The organism is Streptococcus sp. 4094 (assembly GCF_013277125.1).
Lineage (GTDB): Bacteria > Bacillota > Bacilli > Lactobacillales > Streptococcaceae > Streptococcus.
Window position 1 is genome coordinate 1 of sequence record NZ_VMMI01000043.1, and the last position, 16,473, is coordinate 16,473.

The 16,473-nt window shown below is 37.7% G+C and carries 29 protein-coding genes; 23 read left to right on the forward strand and 6 right to left on the reverse strand.

Going from position 1 to position 16,473, the window contains the following annotated elements:
- Window positions 1-101: 101 nt before the first annotated feature.
- The 3 genes from HT721_RS09160 to HT721_RS09170 all read right to left on the reverse strand — a co-directional run bounded on the left by HT721_RS09160 (window position 102) and on the right by HT721_RS09170 (window position 3,051).
- The gene (locus HT721_RS09160; protein ID WP_173213998.1) at window positions 102-1,229 is read right to left on the reverse strand and encodes a site-specific integrase; all 1,128 of its coding nucleotides are present in this window, start codon (window positions 1,227-1,229) and stop codon (window positions 102-104) included.
- Between the two features lie 279 nt (window positions 1,230-1,508).
- Window positions 1,509-2,273 (reverse strand): hypothetical protein, encoded by a 765-nt coding sequence (locus tag HT721_RS09165; RefSeq protein WP_001031294.1) that lies wholly within the window; start codon window positions 2,271-2,273, stop codon window positions 1,509-1,511.
- A 1-nt stretch (window position 2,274) separates the two neighbouring features.
- A complete protein-coding gene (locus HT721_RS09170; protein ID WP_081574876.1) occupies window positions 2,275-3,051 on the reverse strand; it encodes a S24 family peptidase in 777 nt (258 codons plus the stop codon).
- A gap of 153 nt (window positions 3,052-3,204) precedes the next feature.
- Between HT721_RS09170 and HT721_RS09175 the strand changes: the two genes are divergently transcribed.
- Window positions 3,205-3,342 (forward strand): hypothetical protein, encoded by a 138-nt coding sequence (locus HT721_RS09175; RefSeq protein ID WP_000969962.1) that lies wholly within the window; start codon window positions 3,205-3,207, stop codon window positions 3,340-3,342.
- Window positions 3,343-3,625: 283 nt separating this feature from the next.
- Here the strand turns inward: HT721_RS09175 and HT721_RS09180 are convergent, their stop codons facing one another.
- Complete coding sequence (locus HT721_RS09180; RefSeq protein WP_112445752.1) at window positions 3,626-4,321, reverse strand: hypothetical protein; 696 nt, start codon at window positions 4,319-4,321, stop codon at window positions 3,626-3,628.
- A gap of 221 nt (window positions 4,322-4,542) precedes the next feature.
- Between HT721_RS09180 and HT721_RS09185 the strand changes: the two genes are divergently transcribed.
- Window positions 4,543-4,749 carry a helix-turn-helix transcriptional regulator gene (locus HT721_RS09185; RefSeq protein ID WP_050201102.1) on the forward strand — a complete coding sequence of 69 codons (207 nt, stop codon included), beginning with the start codon at window positions 4,543-4,545 and terminating at the stop codon, window positions 4,747-4,749.
- Window positions 4,750-4,943: 194 nt separating this feature from the next.
- Here HT721_RS09185 and HT721_RS09190 read toward each other — a convergent pair whose 3' ends face one another.
- Entirely contained in the window at window positions 4,944-5,165 is a 222-nt protein-coding gene (locus tag HT721_RS09190) for a hypothetical protein (protein ID WP_188111580.1), read from the reverse strand.
- Window positions 5,166-5,247: 82 nt separating this feature from the next.
- Here HT721_RS09190 and HT721_RS09195 point away from each other — a divergent pair, with 82 nt between their 5' ends.
- Complete coding sequence (locus tag HT721_RS09195) at window positions 5,248-5,502, forward strand: hypothetical protein (RefSeq protein WP_112445748.1); 255 nt, start codon at window positions 5,248-5,250, stop codon at window positions 5,500-5,502.
- Window positions 5,503-5,581: 79 nt separating this feature from the next.
- Here the strand turns inward: HT721_RS09195 and HT721_RS09200 are convergent, their stop codons facing one another.
- Entirely contained in the window at window positions 5,582-6,067 is a 486-nt protein-coding gene (locus HT721_RS09200; protein WP_112445746.1) for a hypothetical protein, read from the reverse strand.
- Window positions 6,068-6,119: 52 nt separating this feature from the next.
- Between HT721_RS09200 and HT721_RS09205 the strand changes: the two genes are divergently transcribed.
- From HT721_RS09205 to HT721_RS09300, 20 genes are all read left to right on the forward strand, one after another.
- The gene (locus HT721_RS09205; protein ID WP_112445744.1) at window positions 6,120-6,281 is read left to right on the forward strand and encodes a hypothetical protein; all 162 of its coding nucleotides are present in this window, start codon (window positions 6,120-6,122) and stop codon (window positions 6,279-6,281) included.
- A 92-nt stretch (window positions 6,282-6,373) separates the two neighbouring features.
- A complete protein-coding gene (locus HT721_RS09210; RefSeq protein WP_050253752.1) occupies window positions 6,374-6,646 on the forward strand; it encodes a hypothetical protein in 273 nt (90 codons plus the stop codon).
- The gene (locus HT721_RS09215; protein WP_112445742.1) at window positions 6,643-6,837 is read left to right on the forward strand and encodes a hypothetical protein; all 195 of its coding nucleotides are present in this window, start codon (window positions 6,643-6,645) and stop codon (window positions 6,835-6,837) included. The genes HT721_RS09210 and HT721_RS09215 overlap by 4 nt, the downstream gene beginning before the upstream one ends.
- A 199-nt stretch (window positions 6,838-7,036) precedes the next feature.
- A complete protein-coding gene (locus HT721_RS09220; protein ID WP_112445738.1) occupies window positions 7,037-7,378 on the forward strand; it encodes a hypothetical protein in 342 nt (113 codons plus the stop codon).
- Entirely contained in the window at window positions 7,378-7,860 is a 483-nt protein-coding gene (locus HT721_RS09225; RefSeq protein WP_173213996.1) for a siphovirus Gp157 family protein, read from the forward strand. Before HT721_RS09220 ends, HT721_RS09225 begins: the two co-directional genes overlap by 1 nt.
- A complete protein-coding gene (locus HT721_RS09230) occupies window positions 7,860-8,219 on the forward strand; it encodes a hypothetical protein (RefSeq protein ID WP_112445736.1) in 360 nt (119 codons plus the stop codon). Before HT721_RS09225 ends, HT721_RS09230 begins: the two co-directional genes overlap by 1 nt.
- Entirely contained in the window at window positions 8,219-8,683 is a 465-nt protein-coding gene (locus HT721_RS09235) for a hypothetical protein (RefSeq protein WP_112445733.1), read from the forward strand. The genes HT721_RS09230 and HT721_RS09235 overlap by 1 nt, the downstream gene beginning before the upstream one ends.
- Window positions 8,652-9,827, forward strand: a complete 1,176-nt coding sequence (locus HT721_RS09240) for a DEAD/DEAH box helicase family protein (protein ID WP_112445731.1) — start codon at window positions 8,652-8,654, stop codon at window positions 9,825-9,827. Before HT721_RS09235 ends, HT721_RS09240 begins: the two co-directional genes overlap by 32 nt.
- 11 nt (window positions 9,828-9,838) lie before the next feature.
- Window positions 9,839-10,153 carry a hypothetical protein gene (locus HT721_RS09245; RefSeq protein ID WP_112445729.1) on the forward strand — a complete coding sequence of 105 codons (315 nt, stop codon included), beginning with the start codon at window positions 9,839-9,841 and terminating at the stop codon, window positions 10,151-10,153.
- 10 nt (window positions 10,154-10,163) lie between these two features.
- Window positions 10,164-10,874, forward strand: a complete 711-nt coding sequence (locus tag HT721_RS09250; RefSeq protein WP_112445727.1) for an ERF family protein — start codon at window positions 10,164-10,166, stop codon at window positions 10,872-10,874.
- Between the two features lie 38 nt (window positions 10,875-10,912).
- Window positions 10,913-11,065 carry a hypothetical protein gene (locus tag HT721_RS09255; RefSeq protein WP_160109931.1) on the forward strand — a complete coding sequence of 51 codons (153 nt, stop codon included), beginning with the start codon at window positions 10,913-10,915 and terminating at the stop codon, window positions 11,063-11,065.
- Window positions 11,058-11,450: a single-stranded DNA-binding protein gene (ssb, locus tag HT721_RS09260; protein WP_007518739.1), complete on the forward strand. Its 393-nt coding sequence runs from the start codon at window positions 11,058-11,060 to the stop codon at window positions 11,448-11,450. The genes HT721_RS09255 and ssb overlap by 8 nt, the downstream gene beginning before the upstream one ends.
- Window positions 11,451-11,462: 12 nt before the next feature.
- Window positions 11,463-12,290 (forward strand): bifunctional DNA primase/polymerase, encoded by an 828-nt coding sequence (locus HT721_RS09265; RefSeq protein ID WP_112445723.1) that lies wholly within the window; start codon window positions 11,463-11,465, stop codon window positions 12,288-12,290.
- A gap of 4 nt (window positions 12,291-12,294) precedes the next feature.
- Complete coding sequence (locus HT721_RS09270; RefSeq protein WP_234990589.1) at window positions 12,295-13,674, forward strand: virulence-associated E family protein; 1,380 nt, start codon at window positions 12,295-12,297, stop codon at window positions 13,672-13,674.
- 379 nt (window positions 13,675-14,053) lie between these two features.
- The gene (locus tag HT721_RS09275) at window positions 14,054-14,206 is read left to right on the forward strand and encodes a hypothetical protein (protein WP_173213994.1); all 153 of its coding nucleotides are present in this window, start codon (window positions 14,054-14,056) and stop codon (window positions 14,204-14,206) included.
- Window positions 14,206-14,544 (forward strand): hypothetical protein, encoded by a 339-nt coding sequence (locus tag HT721_RS09280; protein ID WP_112445719.1) that lies wholly within the window; start codon window positions 14,206-14,208, stop codon window positions 14,542-14,544. The genes HT721_RS09275 and HT721_RS09280 overlap by 1 nt, the downstream gene beginning before the upstream one ends.
- Window positions 14,545-14,694: 150 nt before the next feature.
- A complete protein-coding gene (locus HT721_RS09285) occupies window positions 14,695-15,171 on the forward strand; it encodes a class I SAM-dependent methyltransferase (RefSeq protein ID WP_112445717.1) in 477 nt (158 codons plus the stop codon).
- Complete coding sequence (locus tag HT721_RS09290; RefSeq protein WP_173213992.1) at window positions 15,168-15,428, forward strand: DUF1372 family protein; 261 nt, start codon at window positions 15,168-15,170, stop codon at window positions 15,426-15,428. The genes HT721_RS09285 and HT721_RS09290 overlap by 4 nt, the downstream gene beginning before the upstream one ends.
- Window positions 15,425-16,099, forward strand: coding sequence for a DNA methyltransferase (locus HT721_RS09295; protein ID WP_173213990.1), 675 nt, complete (start codon window positions 15,425-15,427; stop codon window positions 16,097-16,099). Before HT721_RS09290 ends, HT721_RS09295 begins: the two co-directional genes overlap by 4 nt.
- Window positions 16,100-16,120: 21 nt before the next feature.
- Window positions 16,121-16,473, forward strand: a 353-nt coding sequence (locus tag HT721_RS09300) for a YopX family protein (protein ID WP_173229644.1), incomplete at its 3' end; no start/stop codon positions are given.

The window sequence follows — 16,473 nt, forward strand, 5'->3', positions numbered from 1 at the left end:
GTAGACGGGTTCTAGTGACAAAAAAATAACCCTTGGAAATACTGGATTTTCAAGGGTTATTATTATTTTGTGCGAATGAAAGGGGCAGGAAAGGGGCAAAATTAAAAAATACTATCTAACGTTTCTACGAGTTTACCCTCCATATCTTGTGTAGTGTGGGAGTATATTTCTAAAGTCATTTTTGCGTTTGAGTGACCAACACGATCCATTATTGATTTGATAGGTAATCCAGACTCTGCTAAAAACGAGATGTGAGAATGTCTGAAAATATGACTAGATAAATTTTTTTCTATTCCAGCTTTCGCACCGTATTTTTTTATAATTTGAATAAAAGATGCTAATGTTATTGGGCTATTCCAGACTTCTAAGCAAAAGATATAATCATCATCTTTTAGCGGCTGATGGCGTTCAGTGAGGCGGATCACTTGACGCTGTATGGCCTCTATAACCGCATCTGATACCAATATTGTTCTAATGGATTTTGCGGTTTTTGGCAATGTTTTTATTTTGTTTACTGAATCAAAATTACCTGTAATCTCAATTTTTTTATTTTGGAAGTCTATATTTTTGAGTTGTAATGCTGTCAACTCTCCATATCTCATACCAGTAAGAGCAAGAACCGTTACCATATCGGCATATTTTTGTTGATACGGTTGATTGTTTAGTGCGTCTATTAATGTTTTGATTTCTTGCATAGTCAAAAACTTGTTGCGCTTTTTTTCAATATCTTCTAAAGTTTCCGGCTTTTTAGGAATAACCGTGTAATTAACCTCGTTATTTCCGATATAGGAGTATTGAACTGCATAATTGAAGACGCTTTTGAGTCTGCTGCGGACTCTATAAGCTGTATGATAGCCATTGCTATCAATAATATTTTCAATCTTGCTCTGGATATATCGTCTATCGATATTAGCTAGTAAAGTGTCAGATGGTATTTCTTTTTTCATAGTTGCATCAACAAAAGTATAATTGTGTTTTGTAGATGCCTTTACTGTTTGCGCCCATGATTTATAGAAAAGGTTATAGATTTCTTCAAATGTAATGCTTTCTACTTGTTTTGTGCTGAGTTTTTTATTTATCTTCTCTTGCAACAAGATAGCAGCTTGATTTCTTGCCTGGGGAGTTTTCTTCTCCATGGTCACTGAAACTTTTTTTAATTTCTCAGTATAAGGGTCTTTATATCGCTCAAAAAATTTGTATTTTCCGTTGGGAAGTTCTTCCATCCACATTGCGTTTACCTCACTTTTTTGTTAAAATGGGTATAAGAAAAAGAGCTTTTTAATGCTTTTTTTCTTACCACTAGCCTCACACTCTCGGTCTGCAAACTTCTGAGCGTGGGGCTTTTTTGAGTTGTTTCCAAAATGGAAACAGTTGCTAGATAAAAAGAAAAGTAGCCGTATCAAATACGGCTACCATCACGATATGGATCTAAAATCCAAATGTAAACTTTATGGAGCTAAACTCCTAATAGCTGTATTGTAATATAATTATTAAAAAATGTCAAGAGATTAGAAAAGGTATAATTCTTTTAACTTTTCGTTAATTTTGTCCAATGTGTTATCAGATACTTTCATTTTTCCGATTGGATCTAATCTATTTTTCTTTAAAATTCTATCTTTGCTGATTGTTTGAAGGTTATTACACTTGGCATAAGAACGCTTAATGTATTTTTTGTAATATTGAGTTAATTCAATAACGTCAGTTATTTCTGATTGTGTCCGTTTAAGGTTGTCACCGTCTATTATCTTAGGTTGAATTATTTCGTTTGAAAATTGTTCTGTATAAGCTTGGTAGACATCCAATAAGGCAGCTTCAGTAATTGCATTATTGGAATCTAAATATTTTAGGTAGGCAAATAATTCTTTGTGTAATTTTTCAATATATTCATCAAGCAAAATAGAAGGATATTCCGCAATGACTTCGTCTATGAGTACAGTATCTATTTGATTTTTAGATGTTAGAGGAATTACTGTAAGTGTTTTTTTATAGGGACTATCTACTTTGTCTAAGACAATAGCCCAATGATTATTTGATAATTCTCCGCCTATATTTACACCGAACTCTACGAATATCAGAGAGCCACGACTGAATTTCCAATATTTTCTTTTTTGAGTCTTAGCTTCAAATAAGAATTGTTCAGATTGTCTTTTAACTGCTGGTGCAAGAAATCGGTATTTAGAAGATGTATGTTTTGCTTTACCAAGTTTATAGAGTTTTTCAACTTCTATGTAGTTTTGTTTGGTTTGTTCAAAATATGGATTTTCTTTGTTCATTTTATTCCCCTCTATACACCCCGATAACCGCATAGATCTTGATGTGTGTGTCTTCGGCTGGTGGGAAGTCTAGAATGATGTCTTCATACTTGTCATTGAGTGACACTAGGCGTAAGCGTCCGTTTTCGGTATATATCTTCTTGAAGTAAGAACGGTCTCCGTATGCGATAACTGCCAAATCGCCGTTGTAGGTGGTCAGTCCTTTGTCTACTAAATAGAGAATATCTCCGTCTTGGTAGTCAGGCTGCATGGAGTCTCCGCTGACCTTAGTCGCAATATCGTGACGTGGTGGTTGCTCGTCAACCTCTATAGTCTCTCTGTCTGTATCGTCATAACCAAATCCGTAGTTGAATCCGCTAGCTGCTGCCGTCTCAGATACTACCTCAACTTGGTACAAGCTGATAACTTCCGATACTTCGTTTATCTTCGCTTCTTCTTCGTTTTTCTGCTCTTTCAGAAGATCCTCAGACGTTCGTAGAACGATTTTTTTATTTTCAGTGTTTAATTTTCGAGCTGTGTTTGTAATTTCTTCTAAAAGGGAGTCTGACGGTTGAGCAGTAGAAATTTTGTTTTCGATAAGGTCAGATTTATTTATATTAAAATAGTTTGCCAAAAGTTCAATTTTACCAATCCGAGGATAAGTTATTCCTTTTAGCCAGTCACGAACTGTAGTGTATTTCAAATCCAAGTCTGCACATAATGTATTTCTGTCTACTCCTTTTTGCTCCATGTAAAAACTTAGATTATTGGCAAAAATTTCTTTGTTTTCGACTTTCATTTCCGCCCCTCCTTACATAGTATATTTTACGGCAAAAACGCAAAAAAGTAAAGAATAAAATAAAAAAATGCGAAAAAAACGCAAAAAACACTTGACATTGCGGTTAAACCGCAGTATAATATAATCAAGCTTAAGGGAAAGGAGGTAAGGCAAATGATGGAACACATCATAAAAAGCCTAGCAACCAAGGACACTGCAACCGTCATCTTGGTACTAGGCTTAACCAGAGAAGCACGTTTGTGGCACAAACAAATCTTAGAACACAAACGTAAGCTTCAAAATAAAAAGTAGAGAAAGGGGCAGAAGCCCCAACCTCTACTTGATAGTGTACCATCATTTGCCGTGAAAAGCAATGAGCGAAGAAACTGGATTGATAATCCTAGCAGGATTTGTGATTGTATCTTTTACTATTCGTCAGATAGTGAAGTACCGATATGATAAAAAAGATAAGGAGTAGGAAATATGACCGAACTAGAAACTCTAAAGGAAGAGATAGAAAAAAATGTAGCCATGGTAAATTACCTCAAAGGCTACATTAAGGGATTAGAAGAAAGGTTAGTTCGTCTAGAGCAAGCTAATTAGTATTATTAGGAGAAAATACGTTAGGGTATTTATTCTGCAACTCAAAGAATTTCTCTAGTTTTTCAGGATTTTGGAAGGCCATCATGATAATATCTTCTTGAGTTGTAGAATGATTAGTCTTTGAAATATTTTTCACTTCATGTGACAATTTTTCGACAGCGTCATAAATATTGTTAATTGTAGATGTTAATTGCGAGAATTCTTGAGTTGTAACGTAGTCCTTTCCATCATTATTTTTGTTTTTCAATGTTGAAAAATCTAAAGTTTCCTCGGTTTTTTGAATTCGTTCAATAGTTTTTTGAACAGAATCCAGCATATTTGTACCGCTGGCATTTTTTAAATCATACTGAATGATATTGATTGTCCGAATATCAAATGGAATATCTTCATCAGTTTGTTGTCTTAAAAATATAGTTGGTAAATCTAAGGCTTTACGATAGCCAAGTTCCAAAAAGACATTTGGATTATTTCCTGTTATATCAACAATAGCTAGGTCTGAATCTGATAAAGCCTTAAATATTTTTTCATCTATTTTATCAGAATGATATAGTTCATCGGCTCTTGTCACATCATACTTATCAGATAATGCTGGTTTAATAATGTGTTTTAAAACACTATCTGAATGATTCCTGATTTCTGATTTTTCTTGACCAATAGCGGAAACTACAAAACAAGTTTTTTTAGACATGAGATTTCTCCAATCGTTTTATTTTGATTATACCACATTTGAAAGCGAGTTAGAATTGGAAGATAAGATCATTGAACTTGCTGATTACTTCATCAGCGAGAACACAACGTACAGAGAAGCAAAAATAGCGTGTGAGAAGCTATTTAGACAAGTCAGCCATGAGATTGAACTCAGGGCGATGGAAAGTCAGATTAGATGAACTTAGATAAGGAGGTGGTAATGTGCAAAAAATGACTTTAAAAACACTAAGAACACTCAAAAATTGGAGACAAAGTGATGCAGCAGAAGCTGTAAATGTTTCGGTTGATACATGGGGGCATTGGGAACGTGGAATAACAGAGCCAAGTGTTTCAAAAGCGTATCAAATCGCTAATGTTTTTGAAGTATCAGTGGATGATATTATTTTTTTGCCCGATATTGCGGTTTAACCGTAACAATGTAATTAAAACCAAAAAAGCACCTGACGGCAATCAGGTACTCAACGGAAAGATTTGAGGAGGACGGATGGAAGAATTTATTGATGCTCTTGAACAAGAAAAAGACCACCTTGAAAAAATCATTAAGGTAGTCAGCTCTGGTGGTAAATTTCTGAGATTGCCGTATCAAAAAAAGTCACGCTCGATTAGTGAGAATCTGAAATTGATTTCTCAAAATCTTGATAGACTGAGTGAGCAAGTTCGATAAACCAAGCTTCGGCATCCATGATTTCAAGATGACGAAAGAAACCTGTTTTGGTTTCCAGTTCGGAATCGTGTGCATAACGTAATATTTCTCTAGCAAAGATGGTTTCAAAATCAAAGTCTTTACCATCATCGTAGATGTCGCGTTTGCTTGCTATTGTCAAATATTCTTTAAAAGTTATAAGGTTAACTCCTTTCTGTTTATATTATAGCAGAAATGGAGATTAGAAATAGAAAGGAGGATGGATGGAAGAACCAGACAAGTACCTTGAAATCTCTGGCAATATTGCTGGACGTATTGAACTGGAAACAGAAAAAGACCTACTTGTCCGTAGAGCGATGGTCATTGATGGACACATCGGTTTATGCGAACAAGCGGTCTACGTTGATAAGAAAGTGCTAGATAGCTACTGGGTCAAGATAGTAGAGTTATCTACTATTCCTGAAACCATCAACAGCGTTGACAGCACTGATTTGGTTAGGAAATGGTTGAACATGTAGGAAATAGAGGAGAAGGAAGATGAACGAACTAGGACTAATCATAGTAACAATCGTAAATGTAGTTTGTGCTGTAATAAATCTATTTTGCTTTATTAAAGACAGGATGGAATGATTTGTGTTTGAAAATGAAACGAATTCTCTTGCTAGTCTTGACCTTGATTTTACACGGTAAACTATCCAAGTAATAAGAATAAGTAATACTGCTATGGGGGAAAATAATTTCATCAACTTCGAAAGGATAGGAATGTAAATCATCTTTTCTCAAAATAAACTTTTGAAGTATTTGAAAAGGGAGGCTATCATATGGTTCGAAATGATTATCTTTTATTTCCTTTCCGTCATCATCGAACAATTGAATACTTTTGATTGTGTATGTGTTGTTACTTGGGTTAACAAGCTTAAAAGAATATTTGTAAGGTGCTTCATTTGACACTTCCATCGCATAGGCATCTGTTATCAATAATCGAGCTCTATTTATAAAAATTGAGTAAAACAGACCTGTGACACCCGTTATAGCACCAATCCATGCAGCAGAAATATTCAAAATATCAATCAAACTAAACATCAGAATTACCTCGTTTTTGATTTCATTATACCACAAACAGAAAGGAGTAGAGATGAGACCAATAGGACATCGGCTTAATGTTGAAGTTTCTGGTATTGAAGAATTCAAGGAAGCCTGTAAAGAAGTATCAAAAAAAGCCGAAGAATTGCAAGAAGCAATCGATCGACTTAGTCTTATTGAAGTTGAATTAAAAGCCAAGCTTGTCAATGATTAGACTTTCTGTCTAAGGCAAAACAAAAAAGCACCTAACGAAGTCAGGCGCTCATCAAAAATTACTAATTGAATTATAACACGAAAGGAGTAAAAATGGAAGCAGTTGAAATTGTAAGAATTAAAGATGTGATTATTGAAAAAGTCTCTGCTAATGATGAAGAATTAGAACACATCTTTGGATGCTCAAAGCGACAAGCGGGAGACATGAGACGCGAGATGAAAAAGCTACCTAGCCAACAGAAACATCTTAGGAATGATGGCCAACTTGTCACGATTAAAGGTTTTGATGCTTATCTGCAATACAGAGGAACTCGAACTTGGAAGAAAGAAATGGCGAAAAGCAAGAAAATGAGGTCAGTTGGATGAACCTACTAGCAAGAATTAAAAACTACTTTTCGGAAGATGTCGAAGAAACTAATATTGACTGGAAAGAGGTCGCTTTGGATCTCAATCAATCACTGATTGAAACACAAGAAAAACTTCAAGAATCAAATCAAGAAATCGCAGACTTGAAGAAAATCGTAGCAATCTACAAAGAAAAGGAAAACGCAAAATGATGGAATACATTTACCTGGTAACAATCGTAGGGATTGGACTATGGTCGCTAGTGAATACACTGGATGACCACGCTGAAATGAAGCGGCAAGAGCGTCAGCGAATAGCTAACAATGTCGCACGGATGAACCTGAGAAGTTCAGGTAAACAATTTACATATGATGTGGAACCGCCCGAAGGGTTGAAATAAGGAGAAGAAACATGACTCAAGCGGAACGAATCAGGGAATATTATAGAGAGCACCCTGCTGCCTCATGCGATGAAGTGGCTGAGGTTGTCGGTACAACAAATAGTAATGTGAGGGCGAATTTGGCCAAAGACATCAAGGCAGGCAGATGCGTTCGCTTGGAAGATAAGTCATACGACTACTCGCCTTACTATAACCATACACAGGCACTCACTGAATTGGTTGATTGGAAGAATGATACTAGACGTGAGTGGGTGGAAATGCTGACAAGAGCAGCAGAGAAAGAAACTGATAGCAACGTTATGCGTTTGCTAATCAAAGAAGCAAATAAATTGATGAAAGAGGTGACGAAGTAATGGCCAGTTTATACGAACTAACAGGTCAGTTCCTGACAATTTATCAAATGGATATTGATGACGAAACAAAAACGGACACTCTTGAGGCTATCGATTGGCAAGAACAATTCGAACAGAAAGCAGAAGGATATGCCCATGTTATCAAGAATTTAGAAGCCGACGTGGCCATGTACAAGGCTGAGGAAGAGAGCTTCAAAGCGAAGAAACAGGCAGCACAGAAAAAACTGGATTATGTCAAGGATAACATTATGACAGCTATGAATGTCACAGGTCAAACCGAAGTTAAGAGTGGTGCCCTGATTATAAAAATTGCTAAGAATCCAGAATCAGTCAAGGTCAACGAAGATGACCTTCCGAAAAAATATTTTACAAAAAAAGTGACGCTTGCGCCGGACAAAAAAACACTCAAAGAGTTGCTTAAATCTGGTAAGAAAATTAAAGGTGCGGAGCTTGTCCGGACAGAAAAGTTGGTGATTAAGTAATGGAATTGATGAATAAAACACGAGTAACAGATTCACTAGCTGTTGTGATTGGACCAGAATCGATTGAAGTACTTGTTACTGAAGGTTTTCTATTTGATGTTGCAATTCGCTTTGTAAAAGTAGATGAAACAAATCTTGATCAAGGAAATGAAAAGCCGGTATTTACTCCAGAGTACAAGCTGGTAACAGTCGCTAAATATAAGGAAAAACCTATCTTTGAATCGGAAGAAGATATTCGAAAATTCGAAAAACAAGCAAAAGAAGTTAAATTGCTATTTGCCTTTGCAAAGGTGAATAAACAAAATTGGTTTAACACTGCCCTTTATCCAGGAGTGCTGACTGAGAAAGTTGGTGTTTGATGAAAATTTTAGCTATTGATCCAAGCAGTAATAAAATTGAAACCAGCACAACAGGAGTTGTCTTGTTGGATAATGCAAAGCTTGTTGACTATTGGGTAGTACCTTATGGCGCTCAAAACTTTAAAAACTGGTTCAAAGAGATTGGGCGCGGTCTTGAGTTCGACATAGTGGTCGTTGAAAAATTTGAGGTTAGGGACAATGATTATTCCAGGGACAACTCAGTTGTAGAAACTATTGCAGCCATTGAACTATGCTATCCGGACTTGGTTCTGCAGCGTAACGCAGGTTATCAGACAGATATACCAAATGACTTGCTGAAAGCTCTTGGGTTATGGTCCTTTGAAAAAAGCCACCACAACGATGTGAGGGCAGCTGCAAGGCTTGGGCTCTTCTATGCCCAGAGGAAAGATATTGAGGAGGTGATTGTGGACATTGGCAATCGAATTACGCAAATGGCAAGCTGAAGCAGTTAAACGAAGCGACCGTAATTGCCCTGGGATTTTCCTTGAGGCGTATGGGGGGCGTGGTAAGACCATCTGTGCTTTTGAAATAGCAAAGCACAAGAAAGCCAAAAAGGTCCTAGTAATCAATAATCGGTTGGCCATCCTGGATGGTTGGAGCAGCACTTATCAAAATCTAGGCTACAATACTGATTTTGAATTAGAAACCATGACGGACCGTAGATTACAGAACAGACTTGCAAGCGATGAGTCTATTGAGTGTGATGTGTTCATTATTGATGAGTGGCAGAATATGTCTAGTGATGCCAATGTGAAGGCTTATCAAAAGGTCAAACGTGGCTATACTGTAGGATTGTCAGCAACGCCCATCAGGAAGAAGGGACAAAACTTCTACCCGCTTGAAAAAACATTTTTTGGAATGGCTGATCCTAATCAAAAGGAAAACTGGCAACTAGCCCACGGCAAGATGAAGTATTCCAAGTTCAGCTATTCTAAGCAAGAGTGGGATGACTTCCGAGATTATGAAAGCTATGTAAGTAATCTGCCAAATTTTTTCCGCTGGGAAGAAGTAGAAGCTATTGAGGAAGCGGAGGAAAACAACGGATTTGAGGTTGTCTTTGAACCCATCTGGTGTCTAACAGCTAATCCGGAGGAATTAGAACAATTTAGGAAATTGAACATCGTTGGGAAAAATGGTAAATATGCCATGGCCAAACAAACATTTGGTCGAAAGACTTTTGAACGATATCTTACTCAGACAGGTTTTGAGATTGACTTTCCAAAGTTGAAAGCAGTTAATGCAGATACTCCAATGCTACTTCAATTGGATCTTCTGCTGACCAGTAAGACAGATATGTTGATAGTTAGCAAATCCAAGCAGATTGTAGAGGTCATTCGAGAACGTCATCCAGAAATTGGTATTTGGACTGGAGATAAGAAGGACTCCCTCGAACAGACAAATGTGGTTGCTACAAGCCAGGTGTTGGGTGTAGGGGTTGATGGCCTTCAGCATAAATTTAAAACTATTGTGGTCCTGGACCCTGTTAATCCATCGGATGGAGATTATGACGATTATCGCCAACTTTTATGGCGAGTAATAGGCAGCCGTCAACAACATGACGTGCGTGTCATTGAATTTTATTTCTAAGGAGAATCAAAATGAAACTTTCAAGTGATTATATTGTAATGCGTAACAAAGAAAACGGACAGTTTTTAAATGAACTCAAGAACAATCGTTCTTCATTAGCTACAAAGGCCGTTTTTGTGGACAATATTCAGAGTGCTCTTACAATGCCATACAATTCTTATCTCGAACAGAAAACAGCGGTAAAAGCAGCGGCCAAAGTACACGGAATGGAGGTTGTTCGGGTTAAGGCTACATTTGATCTAACTTATCCAAATGGTGGCGATGTTCAAAAAATCGAGCGTCAAAATACTAAGCCTGATTTGTTTGATCTATTGAGAAGTTTATAAAGGGGGATTTATGGTAACAAAACAACAATCCTCAATCTTTGTTACTTTACAGAGCATCCAGCAGAGTTTGGTTGCTCCGAAAGGACAGTATAATAGCTTTGGGAAGTACAGCTATCGGAGCGCTGAGGACATCTTAGAAGCGCTGAAGCCAATCTTGCAGGAACATGATGCGGTGTTGATTTTGCAAGACGGAATTGTGCAGATTGGTGATAGGTACTATGTCGAAGCAACTGCGACTCTTTATGCAGTTGGTGAAACCATTGGGACTACAGCATATGCTAGAGAAGATGATAGCAAAAAAGGGATGGATGGTAGTCAAGTCACAGGTGCTGCATCCAGCTATGCACGTAAATACGCGCTAAACGGACTCTTTATGATTGATGACAATAAGGATCCTGATACGGATGAATATCATAATCAGAATAACCAAACAGGCCGTACATCGCAAAAACCAGCTCAAAAAACAAATAGCCAGCAAGAGCAACCGGGCAAAGCTCCAGCTAAAAGTAACGGATTCAAAACCATTACAGGAGCACAGGCTAAAACCATTCGGACAGAACTCAAAAATATGGCAGAAGCTACAGGGAGTCCTGCTGCAACAATTGGAAAATGGTTCATCGATAAGATGGGTGTTGACAAACCTGAAAGCATCCCAGCTGGCCGTTTGAAAGAAGCTGAGCAGATTATCGCAGATGCGAAGAAAGCGAAAGGTATTGAATAATGGAAAAGAAGTATGTCGAACTTAATAGCGAGGAATCTTTGACTGGTACACAGTTGCTTATCGGAAAACAGGTATTAACTGCCTTGTTTGATATTATTACAGATGATAATAAGCAAGGTGTCGTTTTACCAATCTCTATCAATGAACATAACTTTAGCCTTGCGATTGAAAGGACGGAATCAAATGATTAACAATGCTGTACTTGTAGGGCGCATGACCCGTGATGCTGAACTCCGCTATACACCGCAAAATGTAGCAGTTGCGACTTTTACTCTTGCAGTAAACCGTACATTTAAGAGTCAAAATGGTGAGCGTGAGGCTGACTTTATCAACTGCGTTATGTGGCGCCAACAAGCCGAAAATCTTGCAAACTGGGCTAAAAAAGGCTCACTTATCGGGGTGACAGGCCGTATTCAGACTCGTAGTTACGATAACCAGCAAGGACAACGTGTCTACGTAACAGAAGTCGTGGCTGAGAATTTCCAAATGTTGGAAAGCCGTAATCAACAAAGTTCGAATGATACATTTGGGAATGACAACCCGATGGATATTCAAGACGATGATTTGCCGTTCTAAGGAGTAACTAAAATGGGAATGAAAGAATATGCTCTCAAATATCAAAAAGCGGGGTTTTCCGTAATTCCCGTAGTGCCTAACGGAAAGCAACCAGCGATTAAATTTGCAGATAAGCCACCAATGACTGCCCAGGAAATTGAAAATTACTGGAATCAGTATCCGGATAGCAATATTGCTGTTCGGACTGACAAATTTTTCGTAATCGATATTGACTTACATGGCAAGCATAACGGCTATGAGAGTCTGGCCAATTGGGAGCATCTGAACTTGATAACTCCAACACTTCAGGCGAAGACAGCCAGTGGCGGTAAACATATTTTTTATTTTAAACATCCTGATGTGTCCATGACCCAGATGATTAAATTTCTGCCCGGTGTGGATATCAAAGCGCATCCAAACAATTACGTAGTGGTAGCTCCGTCTAAAACTCCCAAAGGTGTCTATACTTGGGACAAGAAAAAGTCTAAAGAGGGTGGCACTATGGTTACGGCTAGTCGTTCTCTTGTTATGGCCATTAAGAAGGAATACAACAAAAAGAACTCTGGTAGTGACCTGGATAATATCTACTATCAAATTAGTAAAGGTGCTGGTAAGCGAAACAGGACAACAGAACTCTTTGAAATGGTTGTCCTAGGGTTTGGTAATGAAGGTAGCAGGAATGATACGCTCGCAAAGTTTGTCGGCGGACTCTTGAGTCGGTCAGTTGATCCAAACTATATCTTAACACTTGCAGAAACAGCCAATAATAATTCGGTAGAACCTCTTAGTCATAAAGAATTAAGTAGAACTGTCGAATCCATGATCAAGAAACACATGAGGGGGGGTGGCCAGAATAGGTGATGTCGTGAATATTTCAATTAAGCAGTTTTCACGTAGGAAGAAAAAAATATTGAACGAGGAAGGCGAAGAGATTGAAATTGAATCTATCGTGGCCGACAGTCCCAGAAATGTTCTGCTTGCAATGAAGAGCGATAACAAGCTCAACGACTTTCTCAGGCACAATGAATTTACTGGAGAACATGAAATTGTAGAGGATGTCAAACTAGATGCTATTCAGTTAAGAAAGGGGCAGTTACCGTCTGCCTTTGAATCCTATTTGAGTGTATACTTGGAAAATCACTTCAAGACAGTTTTCAAGGCTGGAGCATTAAGAGACGGTATCGAAGCATTTTTTGCAGAAAAAACCTACAATCCGGTTAAGGAATATATGGAAAATGCTTATGAGTCATGGGATCATAAAGAACGACTTGCCCAGGTATTTCAAACTTGGTTGGGTGCAGAGGATAGCATCTTTGTTCAGAAAATAGCTATTATGTTCTTTGTTGGTGCGGTATCTAAGGTTTTTAATCCCTGGGTCAAATTTGACTACACGCTCGATTTGGTCGGTGGTCAAGGTGCCGGTAAGACCACATTCTTGCAAAAGATAGCTGTTGACTGGTACACGGATTCGGCTAAAGACTTTATGGATAAAGATAACTATGAGATCATGCTAAAATCCCTGATTGTCAACGATGATGAGATGGTCGCGTCCAGAAAGACTACTTTTGATGAGTTAAAAGCGTTCGTGACTAAAACAGAACTTTCTTTCCGTAGATCCTACGGTCGCAGAGCCGAAAAATTTCCTAAAAACTTTGTTATCGCAAGGACCAGCAATAAAATCGAGTACCTGGGAGACAAGACTGGTGAACGGCGCTTTCTGCCTGTGCTGGTAGATGCAGGCCAACAGTTTGTCAAGCCGTTTGATATGACAGATCATGATGTGCTCCAGCTTTGGGGTGAAGCAGTCGCTATTTACAAAAAAGGATTTATGCTTACCTTTGATGATGAGTTCGAAAATGAGCTTGCGGTCTATAAGGAGAGCTTCACTTATAAAGATGAGGCAGAATCACAGGTATACGACTATCTTGAAATGCTGGTTCCAGAAGAGTGGGAAGACTTCTCAGTCACTCAACAGCATCAATATACCTGGTTCTATTTCAATGATGGCAGCTATCGCAATGAGTCCGGCCTGATATATGAAGGTGTGAAGCTTCAATCGAGTGTGTCTGCCAAACAGATATTAAAGAATGTTTTTGACATTGATAGTGCGAGAGGTGAAAAGATTGCTAGGAAAATCAAGTTGATTATGGACAACAATCAGGATTGGGAATACAAAATAAAGAAGGTTAAAGGTAAGACACTACGTGCATATTTTAGAAAAAATATACAAACAGAAGTGATGTAACCTTAGCGAAAATGATGTAACCTTTTAGGCAAAAAACGGTCAAAAATCGTGTTTCGGTTACATCAGGTTACATCATTGATGTAACCGCAGGAAAAACCAGTTATATCAAGGGTTTGAGTGCTGTTTTTGATAAAATTTTTAAAAAAGTGATGTAACCCTCCTAAACCCTTGATACTACTGCTGTTTTAGGGTGTCTATTAGTAAGGTTACATCATTTATATAAAATATTTAATAAGTAAAAATAGCAAGTGCTATAAACGTTGATATAACAGCATTCTTGTTTTTTATAAAATATGTTTTGCGAAAAGTGATGTAACCTGTAACCTTAGAAAAAATATTCACAAAATAAGCCTATTATTTAATAAATAAAGGAGAGAAAATGTCATACACAGTAACACTATATTTTGACAACATGGTAGACGAAACTCACTTTTTTAAGAAAGAAGGAGATGCTGCTAAATGCAAGGCTCAACTCGAGAGCAAGTATCGAGGTGAGCGAATATATAAAGTAAAGATGGAGGAGATGGAGTGATGAGTTATGATTTGGAAATCTTAGCGAAAATAGAAAACGGAGATTATATTCGTATCGCTGAACCTAAATATAGTTCTCCGACCTACAATCTCGGGAAGATGTTTAGAATTGCTATGGATTGGGATTTTGACCAAGACACTACGTACAACATAGCTGATGTTTTAGATAACATTCAACGCGGTATCTCTGAATTAGAACAGTATCCTGAAAAATATGTAAAGTATGAACCTGTAAATAAATGGGGAACGGTCAATGATGCATTAGATGTTTTGAAATCGTTAAGGGATTGTATTTTAGAACAAGATATTGACACGAAATATTTATATATGAGGTGGTAACATGAAACGACCTGAACGATACCCGTACACACGAAGCCAATGGGTTGAAGAAACCGTTGATCACTATACGTATAAAAGTGATATTTGCTATACAAGTCACATTTTAGAAAATAGACTTACTGGAGAAACTAAGAGCAAGGAAGTTGAGTGATGGGAGATATACGAATACTAGACGCTTGTTGTGGCAGTCGTATGTTTTGGTTTGATAAAAATGAGAGTCATACAACTTTCATGGACATCAGACAAGAAAAATTTGAAATACATGGAAAAAAGGTAAACGTAAACCCTGACGTTGTCGGAGATTTTCGTGATATGCCATTCGATGATGAAACATTTAATCTAGTAGTATTTGATCCGCCACATTTAAAATGGGCAGGTCAAAACTCAATTATGCGATCACAATATGGCCAGCTGGATAAAATTACCTGGTCGGAAGATTTAGCCAAGGGTTTTGAAGAATGTATGAGAGTTCTAAAAGTTGGAGGTACTCTAGTTTTCAAATGGTCTGATTGTCAAATCAACGTTAAAGAAGTTCTTAAATCTGTACCTTTTAAACCATTGTTTGGGCAACAAAGAGGTACTACGCATTGGATGGCGTTTATGAAATTTGAGGAGGTCACAGATTGAAACGATTCATAGCAATCTGGATATTATTGTCTGCTGGACTAAACATCTGGCAGATGGATAGGATTCGAGATTTGGAAGAGAAGAAGCCGATGGTGATCTATAAAGCTGACAACCAAGGCGCTGAGGTATTTGGTAAAGTCGTCGAGAAAGGACGACATGGCAAGCTATACACGCTTACCATTCGTGATTACGGTGTGTTCGTGGTTACGAAGGAGCAGTGGGATAAAGTTAAGGTTGGGAATGAGGTAATGTTGTGAAATTATTTCTTCACGAAGATTGTATGGACGTCATGAAAAGATATCCTGACAACTATTTTGATTTATCTATTGTCGATCCGCCATATTTTTCCGGGCCAGAAAAAAGAAAATACTATGGTCGAAAAGTCAGCCCAATAGGTGTAAGCAGGCTGTATGGCGAAACATCAGAGTGGCAAATTCCAAATAGAGATTATTTTGATGAGTTATTTAGAGTTTCAAAAAATCAAATCATTTGGGGAGTGAACTACTTCGACTATTCTTTTGGTTCTGGCCGTATCGTTTGGGATAAAGTTAATGGACAGTCCAGTTTCTCGGATTGTGAGATAGCATACTGCAGTTTACATGACAGCACACGCTTATTTCGATATATGTGGAATGGTATGATGCAAGGTAAATCAATCTCTGAAGGTCATATACAACAAGGAAATAAGACCTTGAATGAGGTTAGAGTCCATCCGACACAAAAACCGATAAATCTTTATCTTTGGTTGCTTCAAACTTACGCAAAAAACGGAGACAAGATTCTTGATACTCATGTTGGTTCAGCAAGTAGTTTGATCGCTTGTCAAGAATTAGGTTTTGAGTATGTAGGTTGCGAGTTAGATAGAGACATCTTTAATCTTGCTAAACAGAGACTCAATGATTATGAAAAACAAATAAAATTATTTTAAAAAGGAATAGGAGGATTTGGTATGATACCGAAATTTAGAGCGTGGTTGAAGAAAGAGCAGAAAATGGATAATGAAATCGACCATATCAGTTGGCTCGAGGATGAGTTATATTGTATTGGGGATGGAATTACTTACATGGTTTCAGCGGAAGATTTAGAACTCATGCAATCAACAGGATTGGTTGATAGGGATGGCAGGATTATCTTTGAAGGCGACATAGTCAAAATGTCTAAGGATGTCTATTCTGAACCGACTTATTACGAGGTTGTAAGACATAGAGGTGGAGCATATCGTCTTGAATCCAAACAACACGGATGTGAATTGTGGTTACGACATACTGATTGTGAGGTTGTGGGCAACATCTACGAAAACAG

Bases quoted from the DNA above. Each gene is read 5' to 3' on its own strand.
- HT721_RS09160 (WP_173213998.1), bottom strand. From the start codon at position 1,229: ATGTGGATGGAAGAACTTCCCAACGGAAAATACAAATTTTTTGAGCGA.
- HT721_RS09165 (WP_001031294.1), bottom strand. From the start codon at position 2,273: ATGAACAAAGAAAATCCATATTTTGAACAAACCAAACAAAACTACATA.
- HT721_RS09170 (WP_081574876.1), bottom strand. From the start codon at position 3,051: ATGAAAGTCGAAAACAAAGAAATTTTTGCCAATAATCTAAGTTTTTAC.
- HT721_RS09175 (WP_000969962.1), top strand. From the start codon at position 3,205: ATGATGGAACACATCATAAAAAGCCTAGCAACCAAGGACACTGCAACC.
- HT721_RS09180 (WP_112445752.1), bottom strand. From the start codon at position 4,321: ATGTCTAAAAAAACTTGTTTTGTAGTTTCCGCTATTGGTCAAGAAAAA.
- HT721_RS09195 (WP_112445748.1), top strand. From the start codon at position 5,248: ATGGAAGAACCAGACAAGTACCTTGAAATCTCTGGCAATATTGCTGGA.
- HT721_RS09200 (WP_112445746.1), bottom strand. From the start codon at position 6,067: ATGTTTAGTTTGATTGATATTTTGAATATTTCTGCTGCATGGATTGGT.
- HT721_RS09205 (WP_112445744.1), top strand. From the start codon at position 6,120: ATGAGACCAATAGGACATCGGCTTAATGTTGAAGTTTCTGGTATTGAA.
- HT721_RS09210 (WP_050253752.1), top strand. From the start codon at position 6,374: ATGGAAGCAGTTGAAATTGTAAGAATTAAAGATGTGATTATTGAAAAA.
- HT721_RS09215 (WP_112445742.1), top strand. From the start codon at position 6,643: ATGAACCTACTAGCAAGAATTAAAAACTACTTTTCGGAAGATGTCGAA.
- HT721_RS09220 (WP_112445738.1), top strand. From the start codon at position 7,037: ATGACTCAAGCGGAACGAATCAGGGAATATTATAGAGAGCACCCTGCT.
- HT721_RS09225 (WP_173213996.1), top strand. From the start codon at position 7,378: ATGGCCAGTTTATACGAACTAACAGGTCAGTTCCTGACAATTTATCAA.
- HT721_RS09230 (WP_112445736.1), top strand. From the start codon at position 7,860: ATGGAATTGATGAATAAAACACGAGTAACAGATTCACTAGCTGTTGTG.
- HT721_RS09235 (WP_112445733.1), top strand. From the start codon at position 8,219: ATGAAAATTTTAGCTATTGATCCAAGCAGTAATAAAATTGAAACCAGC.
- HT721_RS09245 (WP_112445729.1), top strand. From the start codon at position 9,839: ATGAAACTTTCAAGTGATTATATTGTAATGCGTAACAAAGAAAACGGA.
- HT721_RS09250 (WP_112445727.1), top strand. From the start codon at position 10,164: ATGGTAACAAAACAACAATCCTCAATCTTTGTTACTTTACAGAGCATC.
- ssb (WP_007518739.1), top strand. From the start codon at position 11,058: ATGATTAACAATGCTGTACTTGTAGGGCGCATGACCCGTGATGCTGAA.
- HT721_RS09265 (WP_112445723.1), top strand. From the start codon at position 11,463: ATGGGAATGAAAGAATATGCTCTCAAATATCAAAAAGCGGGGTTTTCC.
- HT721_RS09275 (WP_173213994.1), top strand. From the start codon at position 14,054: ATGTCATACACAGTAACACTATATTTTGACAACATGGTAGACGAAACT.
- HT721_RS09280 (WP_112445719.1), top strand. From the start codon at position 14,206: ATGAGTTATGATTTGGAAATCTTAGCGAAAATAGAAAACGGAGATTAT.
- HT721_RS09285 (WP_112445717.1), top strand. From the start codon at position 14,695: ATGGGAGATATACGAATACTAGACGCTTGTTGTGGCAGTCGTATGTTT.